This window comes from Bradyrhizobium sp. SZCCHNR1051 (assembly GCF_032489615.1).
In the GTDB taxonomy this organism is placed as follows: domain Bacteria; phylum Pseudomonadota; class Alphaproteobacteria; order Rhizobiales; family Xanthobacteraceae; genus Bradyrhizobium.
The window spans coordinates 102,786-120,184 of the sequence record NZ_JAUEYJ010000016.1 but is presented as its reverse complement, the minus strand read 5'-3'; the positions used below and the strand labels follow the sequence as shown (position 1 = coordinate 120,184).

Annotated in this window: 17 protein-coding genes; 4 read left to right on the top strand and 13 right to left on the bottom strand. The window is 65.6% G+C overall.

Going from position 1 to position 17,399, the window contains the following annotated elements; all coding sequences use genetic code 11:
• Positions 1–102 precede the first annotated feature (102 nt).
• The 10 genes from ccoS to QW868_RS20465 form a co-directional block, all read right to left on the bottom strand.
• Complete coding sequence (gene ccoS, locus QW868_RS20510) at positions 103–288, bottom strand: cbb3-type cytochrome oxidase assembly protein CcoS (RefSeq protein ID WP_315737154.1); 186 nt, start codon at positions 286–288, stop codon at positions 103–105.
• Positions 279–2,480, bottom strand: coding sequence for a cation-translocating P-type ATPase (locus QW868_RS20505; protein WP_315776385.1), 2,202 nt, complete (start codon positions 2,478–2,480; stop codon positions 279–281). The genes ccoS and QW868_RS20505 overlap by 10 nt, the downstream gene beginning before the upstream one ends.
• 13 nt (positions 2,481–2,493) lie before the next feature.
• The gene (locus tag QW868_RS20500) at positions 2,494–2,994 is read right to left on the bottom strand and encodes a FixH family protein (RefSeq protein ID WP_315737152.1); all 501 of its coding nucleotides are present in this window, start codon (positions 2,992–2,994) and stop codon (positions 2,494–2,496) included.
• A gap of 15 nt (positions 2,995–3,009) precedes the next feature.
• The gene (ccoG, locus tag QW868_RS20495; RefSeq protein WP_316231339.1) at positions 3,010–4,491 is read right to left on the bottom strand and encodes a cytochrome c oxidase accessory protein CcoG; all 1,482 of its coding nucleotides are present in this window, start codon (positions 4,489–4,491) and stop codon (positions 3,010–3,012) included.
• A 113-nt stretch (positions 4,492–4,604) separates the two neighbouring features.
• Positions 4,605–5,477, bottom strand: a complete 873-nt coding sequence (gene ccoP / locus QW868_RS20490; protein WP_315737150.1) for a cytochrome-c oxidase, cbb3-type subunit III — start codon at positions 5,475–5,477, stop codon at positions 4,605–4,607.
• 6 nt (positions 5,478–5,483) lie between these two features.
• Complete coding sequence (locus QW868_RS20485; protein ID WP_315715702.1) at positions 5,484–5,648, bottom strand: cbb3-type cytochrome c oxidase subunit 3; 165 nt, start codon at positions 5,646–5,648, stop codon at positions 5,484–5,486.
• Positions 5,649–5,665: 17 nt separating this feature from the next.
• Positions 5,666–6,400 (bottom strand): cytochrome-c oxidase, cbb3-type subunit II, encoded by a 735-nt coding sequence (ccoO, locus tag QW868_RS20480; protein ID WP_315737149.1) that lies wholly within the window; start codon positions 6,398–6,400, stop codon positions 5,666–5,668.
• A 10-nt stretch (positions 6,401–6,410) separates the two neighbouring features.
• Positions 6,411–8,057, bottom strand: coding sequence for a cytochrome-c oxidase, cbb3-type subunit I (gene ccoN / locus QW868_RS20475; RefSeq protein WP_315737148.1), 1,647 nt, complete (start codon positions 8,055–8,057; stop codon positions 6,411–6,413).
• Positions 8,058–8,272: 215 nt separating this feature from the next.
• On the bottom strand, positions 8,273–8,698 hold the full coding sequence (locus tag QW868_RS20470; RefSeq protein WP_315737147.1) for an HPP family protein: 426 nt from the start codon (positions 8,696–8,698) through the stop codon (positions 8,273–8,275).
• 37 nt (positions 8,699–8,735) lie between these two features.
• On the bottom strand, positions 8,736–9,569 hold the full coding sequence (locus tag QW868_RS20465) for a universal stress protein (protein ID WP_316231338.1): 834 nt from the start codon (positions 9,567–9,569) through the stop codon (positions 8,736–8,738).
• 271 nt (positions 9,570–9,840) lie between these two features.
• Here QW868_RS20465 and fixL point away from each other — a divergent pair, with 271 nt between their 5' ends.
• The 4 genes from fixL to QW868_RS20445 all read left to right on the top strand — a co-directional run bounded on the left by fixL (position 9,841) and on the right by QW868_RS20445 (position 13,249).
• Positions 9,841–11,352 (top strand): sensor protein FixL, encoded by a 1,512-nt coding sequence (gene fixL / locus QW868_RS20460; RefSeq protein ID WP_409998883.1) that lies wholly within the window; start codon positions 9,841–9,843, stop codon positions 11,350–11,352.
• Positions 11,345–11,962 (top strand): response regulator FixJ, encoded by a 618-nt coding sequence (fixJ, locus tag QW868_RS20455; protein WP_315772439.1) that lies wholly within the window; start codon positions 11,345–11,347, stop codon positions 11,960–11,962. The genes fixL and fixJ overlap by 8 nt, the downstream gene beginning before the upstream one ends.
• A 77-nt stretch (positions 11,963–12,039) precedes the next feature.
• Positions 12,040–12,444, top strand: a complete 405-nt coding sequence (locus QW868_RS20450) for a response regulator (RefSeq protein ID WP_315737144.1) — start codon at positions 12,040–12,042, stop codon at positions 12,442–12,444.
• Positions 12,445–12,556: 112 nt separating this feature from the next.
• A complete protein-coding gene (locus QW868_RS20445) occupies positions 12,557–13,249 on the top strand; it encodes a helix-turn-helix domain-containing protein (protein WP_315737706.1) in 693 nt (230 codons plus the stop codon).
• A 14-nt stretch (positions 13,250–13,263) separates the two neighbouring features.
• On the opposite strand, the gene QW868_RS20440 is transcribed toward QW868_RS20445, so the two are convergent.
• From QW868_RS20440 to QW868_RS20430, 3 genes are all read right to left on the bottom strand, one after another.
• Positions 13,264–14,586 (bottom strand): MFS transporter, encoded by a 1,323-nt coding sequence (locus tag QW868_RS20440; RefSeq protein WP_316231337.1) that lies wholly within the window; start codon positions 14,584–14,586, stop codon positions 13,264–13,266.
• 96 nt (positions 14,587–14,682) lie between these two features.
• Positions 14,683–15,141 (bottom strand): PRC-barrel domain-containing protein, encoded by a 459-nt coding sequence (locus QW868_RS20435; RefSeq protein ID WP_315737142.1) that lies wholly within the window; start codon positions 15,139–15,141, stop codon positions 14,683–14,685.
• Positions 15,142–15,188: 47 nt separating this feature from the next.
• The gene (locus tag QW868_RS20430) at positions 15,189–17,390 is read right to left on the bottom strand and encodes an amylo-alpha-1,6-glucosidase (protein WP_315737141.1); all 2,202 of its coding nucleotides are present in this window, start codon (positions 17,388–17,390) and stop codon (positions 15,189–15,191) included.
• Positions 17,391–17,399 lie beyond the last annotated feature (9 nt).

The following is a 17,399-nucleotide window of genomic DNA, read 5'->3' as shown; positions in this document are numbered from 1 at the left end:
TTCAGCAGGGCGAGACCATCGCCAGCAACTGCGCCGAGCAGGCATCGCCGCCGCGCTCGCGGTCGCGGGATGTCTGGCGCGTTGGCTGACGCTGCCGGGCGTTCAGGACCGGCTCGGCGCGGGCTCGGATTGAGCCGGCGGGGCCTGCTCATCGTCGTCGGCGATCGCGCGCCAAGCCGCCCCTTCGAGATCGTCGTACTGGCCGCTCTTCAGCGACCAGAGAAAGCCGACCAGACCGGCAAGGCCGAGCGCCAAAGCGAGCGGAACGAGAATGATCATCACTTCCATGACACGGCCTCCCCAGCCACCTTGCGGGCACGCAGCGCATTCAGCATGACGATGATCGATGAGCCGGACATCGCGGCTGCCGCGATCAGCGGGGTGACGACGCCGCTGATCGCAAGCGGCACCGCCAGGACGTTATAGCCGACCGCGAGCCACAGATTCTGCCGCATCAGATGCAGCGCCTTGCGCGCGTAGTCGATCGCGGCCAGCACCGGCGCCAGGGGACGACCGAGAAAGACGAGATCGGCGGTGGCCTGGCTGAGATGCGCGGCCGAAATCGGCGACATCGAAACGTGCGCGGCGGCGAGCGACGGCGCATCGTTCATGCCGTCGCCGACCATCATGACCTTGACCCCGGCCCGCTTCAGCTCCTCGATGCGCGCGATCTTGTCGGCCGGCGTCACGCCGGCGCGCCACTCGCTGATGCCGAGCGCCATGGCGGCTGCGGCCACCGCCGCCTCGCGATCGCCCGAGAGGATCTCGACCTTGATGCCGCGCCGCTGCAGGCCGGCGACGATCTTGGCAGCGTCAGGGCGCAGGCCCTGGCGCACCGAGAACAGGTACTTGCTATCGCCGCGGCTGAAGGCAACCACCGAAGCCTCGGGATCGACGCTGCTGGTCTGCGCAACCAGCGCCTCTGCGCCGCAGAATGCCGGACGCCCCAGCCTGATTTCGACGCCGTCGACGACGGCGCGGACACCCTGCCCCGGCTCCTCGACCGCGCCCATCAGCGGCGAACGCGCATTGGCAGCCTGGGCCACCGCCGCCGCCACCGGATGATGGCTCGACAGTGCGAGCTGGCCGGCCAGTGCGAACACGTCTGCAGGAATGTCGGCGGCGTTGACGACCTCGAGCTCCGGCAGCGTCAAGGTGCCGGTCTTGTCGAAGATGACGTGATCGGCCTCGGCGAGGCGCTCGATCGCATCGCCCGCATTGAGCAGCACGCCGGACTTGAACATCGCGCCCGACGCCACGGTCTGCACGGTCGGAATCGCGAGCCCAAGGGCGCAGGGACAGGTGATGATCAGCACGGCGATGCCGGTGACGATGGCGTCGTGCCAGCTCGCCCCCATCAGCACCCAGCCGAGCACGGTGAGCGCTGCGGTCGCATGCACCACCGGCGCATACAGCCGCGAGGCGCGGTCGGCCAGCCGCATATAGCGCGAGCGGGCCTGCAGCGCGTTGTCGAGCAGGCGCGTGATCTCGGCGAGCAAGGTGCCCTCGGCGGCGGCCGAGACCCGGACGCGCAGCGTGCCGGAAATGTTGAGCGAACCCGCATAGACCGCGGTGCCCTGCTCGGCCGGCACGTAGAGCGTCTCGCCGGTGATCAGGCTCTGGTCGATCTCGGAGCGGCCCTCGACGACCACGCCGTCGACCGCGCAGCGCTCGCCGGGACGCAGCAGCACCAGATCGCCGGCGCGAACGGCGGCGACCGGCACCTCCGAAATCTCGTCGGGGCCGATGAACTTGGTCGCGGTCTCCGCCTTCAGCGCGGCCAGATTGCCGGCGACGGCGCGGGTCTTCCGCCGCATGTTCTGGTCGAGATAGCGGCCGACCAGCAGGAAGGTCAGCAGCATGATCGCGGCGTCGAAATAGGCGTGCTCGGCGTGATGAAACGTCTCGACGATCGACATGCCCAAGGCCAGGATCACGCCGATGCAGATCGGCACGTCCATGTTGACGTTACCGGTCTTCAAGGCACGCCAGGCGGAGCGGAAGAACGGCTGGCCGGCATAGGCCGCAGCCGGCAGCGCGATCACGGCCGACAACCAGTGGAAGAAGTCGCGCTGCTCGGGCAGCATGTCGCTGACATTGCCGGACCAGACCGGGATCGACAGCATCATCACGTTCATGGTCGCGAACGCCGCGACGCCAAGACAGCGCAGCAGGAAGCGCGACTCCTCGGCCTCGGTGGCTTCCGCACTCGCCTTCTCGAACGGATAGGCCTTATAGCCGAGCTCGGCGAGCCGATCGATGAACTTGGCCGGATCGAGCGTGCCCTGCTTCCATTCCAGCGCGACGCGGCGGTCGGTGAGATTGACGCGCGCCAGCGTCACGTCGGGCAGCGCGGAGAGGCCGCGCTCGATCTTGGCCATGCAGCCGGCGCAGCTGACGCCTTCGACCGCGAGGTCGATATGCTTCAGCCCTGCCCCGAGATCCTTGACGTAGTGAGAGAAGTCACGCGTCGCATGCATGATCGAAATCCCTTCAGTTCAGCAGCACGCGGTTCTTCGACATGAACAGGCGTCGGCCGCTGGAATCGCCTTCGAGCACGAGGTCCCACTGGCCCGGCGCGATCGCCTCCGCCGTGCCGCGATAGATGCCGATGCCGACCTCGGCGAGCGCGACCTCCTGATCCGCGCGCTTGTCGGCGGGACGCTCGAGCCGACCCTGGAAGGTCAGGCCCGAGACGGGATTGCCGCTCGCGTCGCGCGCGTTGACCTGCAGAATGGCGGCGCCTCCGGCGCCACGCTCGATATGCGCCTCGACCTGCCAGCGCCGCGCCTCCTGGGCGCGCGCCGCCGCGATCTCCTTTTCGTAGCCGAGGCTGGCGCTGTAGGCGCTGTCGACCTCGGTGCCCGGCAAGGTCGAGATCGCCATCTTCATCATGTAGACGTTGACGCCGATCACGGTCCCGAAGAAGGCAAGGAGCATCGCGAGCACCATGCCTCCGGTCAGCTGGAAAGAAGGATTGGAACGGCTGGCCATTGACAGGCTCCTTGCTTACGGGCTGACGAAATTGTCGGTGGCGGAGGCGACGACGCCAAGACCGATATCCGTCACGTGGAACTTCACCGGGATGGACTTCGCAGGATTGCTCTCCTCGGGCGCGGTCACCAGGAGGCGCAGCTCCTCGGTCTGGTCGCGGCCGACCACGATCGTCGGTCGATCCGGCGTGACGGAGTCGGCGCCGACGACGTGAACGGTCGAATTGACGGGACCCTCGATGTCGATGGCGATGACGCGATCGAAGCCGTGCTTGTTGAGGACGCGCACCGTATAGGCATTGCGGATCGAGCCGTCGGACAGCTTGATCGCAATCGGATTGCGATCGTGCAGCACGTTGACCTCGAGCAGCGACCGGGTCGCGAGCTTGTAGGCCATGGCGCCGCCGACCGCGGCGATGATCGCGGCATAGACGATGGTCCGCGGGCGCACGAGCTTGTAGATCGGCGGCTTGCCTTCCTGCCGGCGATGGATGTTGATGTCGTTGTCATAGCCGATCAGCCGCGTCGGGCGGCCGATCTTGGTCATGACGGTGTCGCAGGCGTCGATACAGAGGCCGCACTGGATGCAGTCCATCTGGGCGCCGTCGCGGATGTCGATGCCGGTCGGGCACACCGCCACGCATTGCTTGCAATCGATGCAGTCGCCGGCCGGCTGGCCGAGCGCGCGCAATTCGGCGGCCTTCTTGACCGACATGCGACTCTCGCCGCGGTCGTAGCGGTAGGTGACGTTGAGCGCCCATTCATCGGTCAGTGCCGCCTGGATGCGCGGCCACGGGCACATATACACGCAGACCTGCTCGCGCATGAAGCCGGCGAGCGTATAGGTCGTCGCGGTCAGGATCGCGATCCAGACATAGGCGAGCATCGGCCCCTGGAAGGTGATGAGATCCTTCACGAGCGTCGGCGCATCGCTGAAATACAGCACCCAGGCGCCGCCGGTCCACCACGCGATCATCAGCCAGATCGAATGCTTGAGCACGAGCTCCGAGATCCGCTCCAGTTTCATCGGGTCGCTGGAGGCATCCTTCTTCATGCGCTCGCGGCGGTCGCCCTCGATCAGGCGCTCCACCGCGTAGAACAGGTCGGTCCACACTGTCTGTGGGCACAGATAGCCGCACCAGATGCGGCCGCCGATCGCGTTCATCAGGAACAGGCCGATGGCGGCGATGATCAGGAGGCCGGTGAAGTAGTACACCTCCTGCGGCCATAGCTCGATGAAGAAGAAATAGAAGCGGTGGTTCGGGAAGTCGATCAGCACCGCCTGGTCGGGGGCGCCGAAGCCGCGATTCCAGCGCACGAACGGCAGGAAATAATAGACACCGAGACAGAAGCCCATCAGGCCCCATTTGATCCGGCGGAAGGTTCCTGAGACGCTCTGTGGATAGACCTTCTTGTGCGCGGCATAGAGCGGACCGTAATCGTCCACCGGCTGCAGGTCCTGAGGCTTCAGGTCGTCCGGTCTTACCGTCTGGTTCATGGCTGGCGGGTCATGGCTGGGGGATCTTCTCGCAGTTGCGGCCGAAGGTATTCCCACCTCCGGCCGCGCAGTTGATCCAGCTCAATTGAAGGAAAGGTTCCGTTGGATTTCCGTTACTTTCCTCCGCCCAGCGAGTGGACGTAGACGGCCATCGCCTTGATCGTGGTCGGGTCGAGACGGCCCTCCCAGGCCGGCATGACACCGGCGCGACCGTTGGTGATGGTCTCGATTAGGGTCACCTCGTCGGAACCGTAGAGCCAGATCTTGTCGGTCAGGTTCGGCGCCCCGAGGTCCGGATTGCCCTTGGCGTTGTCGCCATGGCAGGCCGCGCAGTTTTCGGCGAAGACCTTGGCGCCGGCCTTGGCGTCATAACCCGGCCGGGTCGGCAGGCCCGCCAGCTCCCGAACGTAGTTGGCGACCGTGACGATCTCCGCCGGCTTCAGGACACCGTCCTTGCCGAAGGCGAGCATCTGGCCCTCACGCGTCTTCGGGTGACCCGAGCGCACGCCGTACAGCAGGGTCTGCTGGATCTGCTCCAGCGAGCCGCCCCACAGCCAGTCGTCGTCGTTCAGGTTCGGGAAGCCCTTGGCGCCGGCCGCGCCGGTCCCGTGGCAGGCGGCGCAGTTGTCGCCGAACACGGTCTTGCCCTTGGCACGCGCCAGGGCCAGCATCGCCGGATCCTTCTCGATGTCGGCGAGCGAGGCGGTCGCGAGCGCCGCCATCTTGGCGCCGCGGATCTTCTCGAGATTGGCAAGCTCGACCGCCACGTCCGCACGGGACGAGTAGCCGAACAGGCCCTGAGTGTTGCTGGAGATGGTCGGCCAGGCCGGATACACGATCCAGTAGCCGATCGCCCAGACGATGGTGATGTAGAAGGTGATCACCCACCACCGCGGCAGCGGGGTGTTGAGCTCCTTGATGCCGTCCCAGGCGTGGCCGGTGGTGGGGGTGCCGGAGACACTGTCGACTTCGGTATGGTCAGCCATGATGAATTAATCCTCCCGCAACGGCATGCTCGCCGCCTCGTCGAAAGCGGCCTTGTTGCGAGGCCAGAGGGCATAGGTCACGATCGCGATGAAGATCGCGACGAAGATCGGGGTCCACAGCGTCGTCACGAGTGACGACGCGATGTTTTCGACTGCAATGATGGGCTTCATGATGTTCGCCTCTGATCTCAGCGCAGATTGGCTTTTTCGTTGTAGATCTTGAAGTCGACCAAGGTGCCGAGCATTTGCAGGTACGCAACCAGCGCATCCATCTCGGTCGGAGCACCCGCCTTGCCGTCGAAGTTGCGCACCACCGCCTTCGGATAGCGTTTGGTGAGCGCCTCGGCACCGGCACCGTCCGGATCGACCTGCGCCTTGAGGTCGGTGGCGGCGTTGGCGATCTGGTCGTCGGTGTAGGGCACACCCACCGCCCGCAGCGTCTTCAGGTGATCGGCGACGTTGTCGGCGTTCAGCTCGGTCTCCTTCAGGAAGGGATAGCCGGGCATGATCGATTGCGGGACGATGGCGCGCGGGTTGGTCAGGTGGGTGACATGCCAGTCGTCGGAGTACTTGTTGCCGACGCGGGCGAGGTCAGGACCCGTACGCTTGGAGCCCCACTGGAACGGATGGTCGTACATGCTCTCCGCGGCGAGCGAGAAGTGGCCGTAGCGTTCCACTTCGTCGCGCAGCGGACGAACCATCTGCGAATGGCAGAGATAGCAGCCCTCGCGGACGTAGATGTTGCGGCCGGCCAGCTCGAGCGGCGTATAGGGACGCACGCCGTCGACCGCCTCGATCGTGCTCTTCAGGTAGAAGAGCGGAGTGATCTCGACGAGGCCGCCGATCGCGATCACCAGCAGGATGCCGATGACCAGGATGATCGAGTTTTTCTCGAAGACTTGGTGTCGTTGCCAGAAAGACATGGTTGATACCTCACTCCGCCGGCTGAAGGGCGACGGGCGACTGAACTTCTTCCTCACCGACACGGACCGTCATCCAGAGATTGTAGGCCATGATGAGTGAGCCGATCAGGAACAGTGCGCCACCAGCGGCACGGATGATGTAGAAGGGGTGCATCGCCTCGACGGTCTCGATGAACGAGTATTCGAGGAAGCCGAGCGCCGTGTAGGACCGCCACATCAGACCCTGCAGGATGCCCGAGACCCACATCGCGGAGATGTAGAGCACGATGCCCAGCGTGGCCGTCCAGAAGTGCCAGTTCACGAGCTTGAGGCTATAGAGACCCTTGCGGTTCCAGATCCACGGCACCAGGCAGTACAGCGCGCCGAAGGAGACGAAGCCGACCCAGCCGAGCGCACCGGAGTGCACGTGACCGATGGTCCAGTCGGTGTAATGGCTGAGCGAGTTGACCACCTTGATCGACATCATCGGACCTTCGAAGGTCGACATGCCGTAGAAGGCGACCGAGACGACCAGCATGCGCAGCACGGGGTCCGTCCGCAGCTTGTCCCACGCTCCCGACAGGGTCATCAGGCCGTTGATCATGCCGCCCCAGGAGGGCATCCACAGCATGATCGAGAAGGTCATGCCCAGGGTCTGCGTCCAGTCCGGCAGCGCCGTATAGTGCAGATGGTGCGGGCCGGCCCAGATGTAGAGGAAGATCAACGCCCAGAAGTGGATGATCGACAGCCGGTAGGAATAGACCGGCCGTTCCGCCCGCTTCGGGATGAAGTAGTACATGATGGCGAGGAAGCCGGCGGTCAGGAAGAAGCCGACCGCGTTGTGGCCATACCACCACTGGAACATCGCATCCTGCACGCCACCCCAGGCGATGTAGGACTTGGAGCCGAACAGCGACACCGGAAGCGCCGGGTTGTTGCCGAGGTGCAGAACCGCGATCGTGACGATGAAGGCAAGATAGAACCAGTTCGCCACGAAGATGTGCGGCTCCTTGCGCTTGATGATCGTCGTCAGGAAGACCAGCAGGTAGACCACCCAGACGATCGTCAGCCAAAGATCCGAGTACCATTCGGGCTCTGCGTACTCCTTGCCCTCGGTGACACCGAGCAGATAGCCCGTGCCCGCGATCAGGATGAAGAAGTTGTAGCCGATCACCACGAACCAGGGCGCGAGATCGCCGGCGAGGCGCACGCGGCAGGTCCGCTGCACGACGTAGAACGACGTCGCCAGCAGCACGTTGCCGCCGAAGGCGAAGATCACCGCCGAGGTATGCAGCGGCCGCAGGCGGCCGAAGCTGGTCCATGGCAGGTCGAAGTTCAGCGCGGGCCAGGCCAGTTGCGAGGCGATGATGAGGCCGACCGTGAAGCCGGCGATGCCCCAGAACATCGACATGAACGAGGCGAACTTGATCGGACCGAGATTGTAGTTCGGCCGACCATTGATCTCCTGCGGAGGCAGCTCGCCGCGCTCGAAGTAGCGGTTGAGGATGAAGAAGACGGACGCCGCGCTGGCGGCAGCCGCGAGCGAGGCGTGGAACGCGAAGGCCGTATCCAGTGCCTTCGCCGCAGCGAAGACGCACAGGAAGGCGGTGACGGCAAAAGTGAGCGACAAGCCACTTTCGCCGATGGTCATGGATTTTGTGGATGAGGACGCGCTCATGCGGAATCTCGCTGAAAGAACACGAGCCCAGCAACCACAATCGTTCACACGTGGAATTGATCGAAATCAACTTTGCGACCGGTTCGCCGGTAAACAGGCGGAGTGTTGCACGACGACGCGGTTTCGGTCGCAGACACGGCGACGGCCGGCATGCAGCAATGCATGCCGGCCGTCATTAGACGTTCGTAGCAGGCTTCGGACTCAGCGCGCCGCGCTCAATCCTTGGCGGCAGCCGCCAGCGCTCGCACGATGTCCTCGCGGGCGACGATCCCGACCACGCGGTTGTCGGCATCGGTCACGGGAAGGCTGCGGATGCGATGCTCGACCATCAGCTGCAGCACGCGCGTCAGCTTCGTATCCGGCCTGACGTAGATGAACTCGGACGTCATCACGTCGGCGACCGTCCGGTTCATCAGGTCGCTGTAGCGCGGCAGCATCTGATTCGGCGTGAAGGCAAAGCACTTCAGCACGTCGAACTTGGTGACGATGCCGATCACCTCGTCGTTCTCGACGACGGGGTAGGTGTTGAAATCGTCGCGGTCGAACATCTCGCCGAGCTCGCGGATCGTCGTCTCCCGGCTCACGGTCGTGACGTTGCGCGTCATGTAGTTGCCGGCGGTTTCCTCGAGAAATCTGTACAAGGCGGCAATCCTGTTCTCGGATGGAGCGGGTCGAATTTCAGTGCGACAGCAGAACGCAACGCTCACTGCGTGTCATCAGATGCTCGGTAACCCCGCCGAGCACGAGTTCGCGGAACCGGGAATGGCCATAGGCGCCGGCCACCACGAGGCCTGCCGAAAGATCGGCAGCGACGGCGTCGAGCGTGGCCACAACGTTCCGTCCCTGCCCCGGCTCCGCGACGCGCGCCGATGCGACGATCTTGTGACGGCCGAGCCATGCGACCACGTCCGCAAGACGCGCTGCGCAGTCGTCATATTCCGAGGCGGTCTCCAGGATCTCGACGACCACGACGCCGCTCGCCTTGGCGAGCAGCGGCAGGGCATCGGTCAGGGCCCGGCGCGCCTCCGATGTCTCCTTCCAGGCCACCAGCACGGTCCCAAGATCGAGCGAACTGGCGTTGTCCGGCACCACGAGCAGCGGGCGCCCGGCCTGCATGACGAGATCCTTGGGATTGGCGACCGCGAACGCATCGGACATCCCGGGCGGCACGCTGCCGGTGACGAGAATGTCGGCGGCACGGGCCTGCGCCAGCACATGCCGCGCGGGAAAATCCACAGCGCCGCGCCAGCTCAACGACACAGCCCGGTCACCAACGGCGGTGCGGAACTGCTGTTCGAGCTCGGCCAGTCGATTCCGCAGCGCGGCCTCGCCCTGCTCGATCAGATCCTGCGCCTGCTCGCCGGTCGTGAAGTAGAGCGGCGGCGCGAATTCCGCAGCCGCCACGCCGATGACGCCCGCGTCAAAGCGCGCCGCAAGGTCGGCCGCGACCTGAAGGCGGGCCTCATTCGGCTGACTGAGCGCAAGGCTCACCATCACAGTCGCGAACGTCATCCCGTCTCTCCAAACATTGCTTCCATGCAGCTCTTAGAGGTGAAATCACCTGCCGTGATGAGATAGATCAAGGTGCGGCGGTAAAGCACGGGCGGCAGGACACCGTTGGAACCCGGCCCACGATCGGAGAAAGCCTTGAATTGTCGAACCAAAGTTTAAGTCGGGCCGGGTTGCGGGGGCGCAATCTGGTATAGGATACCGCGGTGGTCGGCCTCCCGGCTGCGGCGATAACGGCGAATCGAACAACGGCGAATCGATCAAAGGCTTCGAATTGCGCGGCTTCACCCAACCCTTCCCGGATGCATCCGCCAGACCCGACGACGCTCGGACGCTGGGCTTCGGCGCGTGGGATCTCGATCTGGCGTCGGGCGAGTTCTACTGGTCGGTGACGACGCGGAAGCTGTTCGGCGTGGCGGCCGACGAGCCGGTGACCTACGGCTCCTTCCTGGCGCTGCTGGCGCCCGAGGATCGCGCGCCGGTTGAGGCGGCGATCGAGGATTCGCGCCGTCAGAGCACCGGGTTCGACATGTCGTTCAAGATGTCCGGCAGCGGCCACTGGATTCGCGTGCTTGCCGGCGTGGTCCCCGACGAGGCCGGCACACCGCACCGTCTGCGCGGCATCGCCCTCGACATCGACCAGGAGAAGCGGCTGGAGGAGACGCTGCGGCTGCGCGAGCAGCATTTCCGCTCGATCCTGGACACCGTGCCGGACGCGATGATCGTGATCGACGGCAGCGGTACGATCCAGTTCTTCAGCTCCGCGGCGGAGCGCATGTTCGGCCTCACCGAGGCGGAGGCGGTCGGCCTCGACGTCAGTGAATTGATGCCCGAGCCGGACCGCTCCCGCCATGCCGGCTACCTCACCCGCTACCACGCCAGCCGCGAGCGCCGTATCATCGGCATCGGCCGTATCGTGACCGGCCGCCGCCGCGACGGCACGACATTCCCGATGCATCTGTCGATCGGCGAGATGCAGTCCGGCGGCAAGCCCTATTTCACCGGCTTCGCCCATGATCTCACTGAGCATCAGCAGACCCAGGCGCGGCTGCGCGAACTGCAGTCGGAGCTGGTCCACGTGTCGCGCCTCAGCGCCATGGGCGAGATGGCCTCGGCGCTGGCGCATGAGCTGAACCAGCCGCTCGCCGCGATCAGCAATTACATGAAAGGCTCGCGCCGGCTGCTGGCTGGCAGCGGCGATCCGAACACGCCCAAGATCGAGAGCGCGATGGACCGCGCCGCCGAGCAGGCGATTCGCGCCGGCCAGATCATCCGCCGTCTGCGCGACTTCGTCTCGCGCGGCGAATCGGAGAAGCGGGTCGAGAGCCTGTCGAAGCTGATCGAGGAAGCCGGCGCGCTCGGCCTTTCCGGCGCCCGCGAGCAGAACGTCCAGTTGCGCTTCCAGCTCAATCCGGAGGCCGACCTCGTGCTGGCCGACCGGGTCCAGATCCAGCAGGTCCTGGTCAATCTGTTCCGCAATGCGCTCGAGGCGATGTCTCATTCCGCCCGCCGCGAGCTCAGTGCGACAAATCGCAGACTCGGCGACGACTTGATCGAGGTCTCGGTCTCCGATACCGGAACGGGATTCCACGACGACGTCATGCCCAACCTCTTCAAGACCTTCTTCACCACCAAGGACACTGGAATGGGAGTCGGCCTCTCGATCAGCCGGTCCATCATCGAGGCCCACGGGGGGCGCATGTGGGCCGAGAACAACGAGGCGGGCGGAGCGACGTTCCGCTTCACCCTGCCGGCGGCCTCGACCAGGGTTGAGCACGATGGCTGAACGGGCCAAGGTCTATGTGATCGACGACGACGAGGCGATGCGGGATTCGCTCAACTTCCTGCTCGATTCATCAGGCTTCGACGTCACGCTGTTCGAGAACGCGGAGGTCTTCCTCGGCCGACTGCCGACGCTCCCTTTCGGCTGCGTCGTCTCGGACGTGCGGATGCCCGGCATCGACGGCATCGAGCTGCTCAAGCGCATGAAGGCCGCCGGCAGCAGCTTCCCGATCCTGGTGATGACCGGCCATGGCGACGTGCCGCTCGCGGTCGAGGCGATGAAGCTCGGCGCGGTCGATTTTCTGGAGAAGCCGTTCGAGGACGAGCGATTGGTTGCCATGATCGAAACGGCGATCCAGCAGGCAGAGCCGGCCGCGAAGAACGAATCGGTCACGCAGGATGTCCTGGCACGCGTCGCCAGCCTGAGCCCCCGGGAGCGGCAGGTGATGGACGGACTGATGGCCGGGCTCTCCAACAAGCTGATCGCGCGCGAATACGACATCAGTCCGCGCACCATCGAGGTCTACAGGGCCAACGTGATGACCAAGATGGGAGCGAACAGCCTCTCCGAGCTGGTGCGCCTGGCGATGCGCGCAGGCGCGCTGAAGGATTGAGCTAGATCAAGATACCTTGACAGAATCGAGTGTTATGTTGTGCCTCGGTTCAACATCACATTCTCGCGGCACGTGCGATGTCGGCTCACACAAAACTTACGGTCTACGTAGCCGACGACGATGCTGACGTCCTCGGCTCGCTGCGCTTCCTGCTGGAGGCTGACGGCTTCGACGTGCGCACGTTTCGCAGCGGCACCGCGCTGCTCAAGGCCTCCGACCACGCGCCCGTCGACTGCTTCGTGGTCGACTACAAGATGCCGGAGATCAACGGGGTCGAGCTCGCTGAACGGTTGCGTAAGCAGGGCGCCACCGCTCCGGTGGTGCTGATCACCGGCCATTACGATGACAGGCTTGCGGCGCGCGCGGCGGCCGTCGGGATCCAGGATTTCCTGCTCAAGCCGCTGCTCGACGACAATCTGGTGAAGCGGATCCGCAAAGCGATCGCCAACGACCATTCGGGTACCGCACAGCGCGTCTCCTGACCCGGCCGGCCTACGTATATCTACGTAAGGGGCCCCCCTTAAGATATCGCGCGAAATGTCCTTAACGGGAGCCGCCGTGTACCACATCGCCATCCGCCGCAAGGAGATGGTCATGCTCAATCAGTCGATTATCAATTCGGTCGTCAGCACCAACGTTCCCCACACCGTCCCCTCTCCTGCGGCCAATCCCTTTGCCGAGATCACCGGCCACACCGGGCTGATCGCCAGCGAGTTCTCGTACAAGAAGGACGAGGAGATCTATGGCGAGGATGAGCCGGCCGAGTACGTCTACCAGGTGATCTCCGGCGCGGTTCGCAGCTACAAGCTGCTCTCCGACGGCCGCCGCCAGATCGGCGCCTTCCATCTTCCAGGGGACGTTTTCGGCCTCGAATTCGGCTCCATGCACCGTCTCGCCGCCGAAGCCATCATCGACACCACCGTGCGCCTGGTGAAACGCCGCAGCCTCGAACAGGCCGCAGGCGTCGACGTCACGGTCGCCCGCAAGCTCTGGACCATGACGGCCGGCGATCTTCGCCATGCCGAGGACCACATGCTGCTGCTGGGCCGCAAGACCGCGATGGAGCGCGTCGCCACCTTCCTGCTCGAGATGGACCGCCGCCTCGCCGTCGCCGGCATGATGGCGCTGCCGATGTGCCGCCGCGATATCGGCGACTATCTCGGCCTGACCCTGGAGACCGTGTCGCGCGCGCTGTCGCAGTTGCACAGCCAGGGCGTTCTCGGCTTCTCCGGTGCCCGCCAGATCGTGCTGCGCAACCGCCAGCGCCTGCGCAGCATGGACGCCTGAGGCGCCCTGCCCGTTCACGCCCTGCGCCGGCGGTGCCCAGTCTCGGGCATCAGCAGCGCGATCAGAAGAAGACCTGTCAGTGCCACGCCCGACAGACCCATGAAGGCGGTGGCGCTGCCGTAGCGGTCGCTGGCGAAGCCGGCGACGACGGTGGACAGCGATCCGCCGATCCCGGACGCCGTCCCGACAATTCCCTGCGCCAAATTGAAGTGCCCGCTGCCGAAGGCGACGTCGGCTACCGTGAGTGGAATCATCACGGCGAAGACGGCCGCGGTGACGCCGTCGAAGATCTGCACCGCCACCAGCACGTAGGGATCGTGCACGACCGCGAACAGCGCGCCGCGCATCGCGAGCGCGGCAAACCCCAGCATCAGCAGCGGCCTGCGGCCCCATTGCTGCGCCACCGCGCCGACCGAGGGCGAGGTCAGCGCCACGATCGCCTGCGGCACCACGATGCAGAACGCGATCAGCATCGGCGCCCATTCGCTCGATTTCGTCGTCACCACGCCGGCCATCAGCGGCAGCATCGCCGCATTGGCGAGTTGCAGCAGGAACACGCCGAGCGCGAAGACGAGCAGCGCGCGCTGACGCAGCAGGCCGAGCAGATTCGACAACCGCGCGACCTCCTTGTCCTCGTGATCGGCCCGGCCGTGCGCCCGCGCGACGTCGATCTCGCGCTCGCGGACTCGCGACAACGCGATCAGCGTCGGAAAGGCGAGAATGAAGGTGACCAGGAACACGGCGCGGCTGGACAGCAGATAGCCGCAGGTGCCCATCACGGCCGCGGCCACGCCATTGCCGAGCGACGCGAACCGCGCATTGCGGCCGAGCCGCTCCGCCATGCCGCGCGGCCCGACCAGGCCGAGGCTGATCGCCGCGATCGCGGGTCCCAGCACGCAACTCGCCGCCGCATGCAACGTTGCGGCAGCCGCGACCACGGGAAAGATCGGCCAAGCCGCATAGGCCAGCGCGCAGCCGCCGATGGCCGCGATGGCAAGGCCGGCGACGCGGCGCTCGGATCTGGCCGCATCGATGATCGCGCCGCCCGGCATCTGCCCGATCAGCCCGACGATGCCGCCGATCGACAGCACCAGGCCGATCTGCGCCTGCGTCCATTTCTGCGTCGTCAGATAGACCGCGATGAAGGGACCGAAGCCGGTCTGCACGTCGGCCAGGAAGAAGATGAACCAATCCAGCCCGCGCAGGCTCTGCCGCGACGGCGCTGGTCTTGAAGTCTGGCCATGATCCTCCCCGGCATCCGGACGCGCGCCCGCCTCTGCCGCGCCGCCAGGCTCGGGCTCCCGGTCAGGTGATCTGGACGGCCGTGCAATCGGCATGGCTCTCACATCTCAACTCATGAGGCTGACGGGACAGAACATCCCCACCGCGTTCCGCTGCACGCGCAGGCCGGACTGGCAATCTCACGCATCAACTCAATGATCGAAATCCCAGGGTGACAGCTTGCCGGACGCGCCGAGCACGACGACGGGCTTGTCCTCCTTGTATTCGGGCGCGGCCTTCACCTGCTCCTTGGTGAGGTCGAGCGTGACCTGGTCGCTCTTCTCGGCGATGTGCTTGAAATCGAGCGCGGTCCAGTCGACCACGATCTTGCGGCTGCCGACGCCGAGGAAGCCGCCGAAATCGATCACCGCGGCGCGCACCGTGCCGGTGAGATCGACGATGACGTCGACGATGTGGCCCATGTCCTCGCCGGTCGAGCTGCGCACGTCGCGACCGAGCACGCCATGCGCATCGCGCGCGCCGAGGATCGTGACCGAAGGGGGTGGTGCCGGCTCTTTCGCGGGCGCCGCCGCATCCTTGGCAGGCGGTGTCGGCGACGGCTGCTGCGCATGCCCATGAGTCGCATGCAGACCGATCAGCAGCGGCAGCATGAGGAGGCAGCTGCGAGCAGCTCGGCGGAGGGCGCGTTTCAGCGTCATCATTGCGCCAGCACCAGCGAGACCTGGATCTGACCGCGCCGCCGCAGCACCTCCATGGAGATGTCCTCGCCATGACGGCGAATCCGCAGGTCGATCGTCGAGTTGCCGAGCCTGAGATCGCGCAGCACCACCCAGTCCAGGAACGCCGGCAGCCGCGGATTGCGCAGGCGGATCTCGCCGCGCGCGGCGTCGAACTCGAGCCCGAGCGCCGCCTCGAGCAAGGTGAACGGGGTCGCACTCGCCCAGGCCTGCGGCGCGCAGGCCACCGGATAGAGCGTCGGGCCCCGATGCTTCTCGCGCCGGAAGCCGCAGAACAGCTCCGGCAGCCGGCGCAGATCCATGTAGGACGCTGCTTCGAACAGGCCGCCGAACACCTGCTCGACCGCATGCTTCAGGCCATAGCGCGACAGGCCGAGCGCGATCAGCGCATTGTCGTGCGGCCAGATCGATCCGTCGTGATAGGACATCGGATTGTAGCGCGGCTCGCCGCAGGCGACGGTGCGGATGCCCCAACCCGAGAAGAAATGCGGCCGCAGCAGTTCGGCGGCAAGCTTGCGGGCGCGATCCTCGCGCACCATGCCGCTGAACAGCAGCTGCCCGGCGTTCGACGTCCGGACGCGGCAGGGCTGCTTGTGGCCGTCGAGCGCGAGCGCATAGGTGTTCAGATCCTCGCACCAGAAGGCGTCCTCGAACCGTTCCGCGAGATCCGCGGCCTCGGCTTGGAGCCGGTCCGCCATCTCGGCCTTGCCGAGCCGACGGGCGCAACGCGCCGCCAGCTGCTTGCCGGCAAAGACATAGCCCTGCACCTCCGCAAGCGCGATGTAACCTTCCGCGAGACGTCCATCGGCATGGAACACCGCGTCGTAGGAGTCCTTCCAGCCCTGGTTGGCGAGACCCTGCTCGGAGGCGCGTTGATATTCCACGAAGCCATCGCGATCGGGATCGCCGGGGCCGTCGATCCAGCGCAACGCCAGCTCGATCGCCGGCCATAGCTCCCTCAGGGTGTCGATGTCACCGGTGCGCTCGATGTAGAGCCCGGCGAGCAGCACGAACAGCGGCGTGGAATCGACGCTGCCATAATAGCAGCCGAACGGCACCTCACGCAGCGCCGCCATCTCGCCGCCCCGCATCTCGTGCAGGATCTTGCCGGGCTCGGCATCGGACAGCGGATCGGTCGTGCGCGCCTGATGCACGGCGAGCCGGCGCAGGACGCCGCGGGCAATGCGCGGATCGACCCACAGCATCTGCAGCGCGGTGATCAGCCCGTCGCGACCGAATGTCGTCGAATACCAGGGAATGCCGGCATAGGGATAACGCCCCTCCGGCGTATCCGTCATCAGGATGTTCAGATCGGCCGCTGCCTGGCACAGCACCTCGTTGAGGATGTCGTTGGAGGTCTCGATGCTGGCGGCGCCAACGGTGCATCGGCGCATCTCGCGGCGATGGGCGAGCAGGCTGCGGAAGAAGCGCCGGGGCCGCTCGCCGGCCTTGGCGTTGCACATCACGGCCACGAACAGCGAGGCGGATTCCTGCGGGGCAAGATCGAAATGATAGGTTGCGGCATTGACGGTGAGATGCGTCGGACGCGGATCGAAGCTCACGTCGGTGGTGCGCAGGACGTTGTCCAGGCCGCGATAGCGCAGGACGACCTCGGACGGGTCCACCAGCCGGCTCGCGCTGATGCCGCGCCGCGGCCGCACGGTGCCTCGCACCTCGAAAAGGTCGGCAAAATCATTGTCGAATGTCAGCTTGAGATCGAAGCTGGCCTGGCGATCGCCATGGTTCTGCAGCCCGATGCGCTGATAGGCCGTGCCATGCCACAGAAAGATCGTGCGCACGATGTGCAGCATATCCTTCGGCAGCACCAGGCGGCCCTGGCTGTAGATGTCGGGATTGGTGAGATCGACGGTCAGCGCGGAGTTGTCGTCGCGCAGGCTCGAGCCGAGCAGCAGGGGCTGAACGTCGTCCAACGTCAATTCGAGCCGCGCGAGATAGCGCGTATCAGCGTTGAAGAGACCGTCCGGTCCGCCGGCCGAGGCGCCGATGTCGCCGTGGCCGTCGAGGACGATGAACGTATCGTCGTGCTTGAGCGAGCGCCGCGGCCGGGACGCCGGCCCCGTCATGGGAATATAGAACGGCTGCTCCGCGGGCTCGTCCGTCTGGGTGATCGACGACAGTGTGCTTGCGACTTCGGCGGACATGTTGGCCTC

What these genes read in the sequence shown, in the direction of transcription:
- ccoS (WP_315737154.1), bottom strand. Translation starts at nt 288, where the DNA reads ATGGAAGTGATGATCATTCTCGTTCCGCTCGCTTTGGCGCTCGGCCTT.
- QW868_RS20505 (WP_315776385.1), bottom strand. Translation starts at nt 2,480, where the DNA reads ATGCATGCGACGCGTGACTTCTCTCACTACGTCAAGGATCTCGGGGCA.
- QW868_RS20500 (WP_315737152.1), bottom strand. Translation starts at nt 2,994, where the DNA reads ATGGCCAGCCGTTCCAATCCTTCTTTCCAGCTGACCGGAGGCATGGTG.
- ccoG (WP_316231339.1), bottom strand. Translation starts at nt 4,491, where the DNA reads ATGAACCAGACGGTAAGACCGGACGACCTGAAGCCTCAGGACCTGCAG.
- ccoP (WP_315737150.1), bottom strand. Translation starts at nt 5,477, where the DNA reads ATGGCTGACCATACCGAAGTCGACAGTGTCTCCGGCACCCCCACCACC.
- QW868_RS20485 (WP_315715702.1), bottom strand. Translation starts at nt 5,648, where the DNA reads ATGAAGCCCATCATTGCAGTCGAAAACATCGCGTCGTCACTCGTGACG.
- ccoO (WP_315737149.1), bottom strand. Translation starts at nt 6,400, where the DNA reads ATGTCTTTCTGGCAACGACACCAAGTCTTCGAGAAAAACTCGATCATC.
- ccoN (WP_315737148.1), bottom strand. Translation starts at nt 8,057, where the DNA reads ATGAGCGCGTCCTCATCCACAAAATCCATGACCATCGGCGAAAGTGGC.
- QW868_RS20465 (WP_316231338.1), bottom strand. Translation starts at nt 9,569, where the DNA reads ATGACGTTCGCGACTGTGATGGTGAGCCTTGCGCTCAGTCAGCCGAAT.
- fixJ (WP_315772439.1), top strand. Translation starts at nt 11,345, where the DNA reads ATGGCTGAACGGGCCAAGGTCTATGTGATCGACGACGACGAGGCGATG.
- QW868_RS20450 (WP_315737144.1), top strand. Translation starts at nt 12,040, where the DNA reads ATGTCGGCTCACACAAAACTTACGGTCTACGTAGCCGACGACGATGCT.
- QW868_RS20445 (WP_315737706.1), top strand. Translation starts at nt 12,557, where the DNA reads ATGCTCAATCAGTCGATTATCAATTCGGTCGTCAGCACCAACGTTCCC.
- QW868_RS20440 (WP_316231337.1), bottom strand. Translation starts at nt 14,586, where the DNA reads ATGCCGATTGCACGGCCGTCCAGATCACCTGACCGGGAGCCCGAGCCT.
- QW868_RS20435 (WP_315737142.1), bottom strand. Translation starts at nt 15,141, where the DNA reads ATGCTGCCGCTGCTGATCGGTCTGCATGCGACTCATGGGCATGCGCAG.
- QW868_RS20430 (WP_315737141.1), bottom strand. Translation starts at nt 17,390, where the DNA reads ATGTCCGCCGAAGTCGCAAGCACACTGTCGTCGATCACCCAGACGGAC.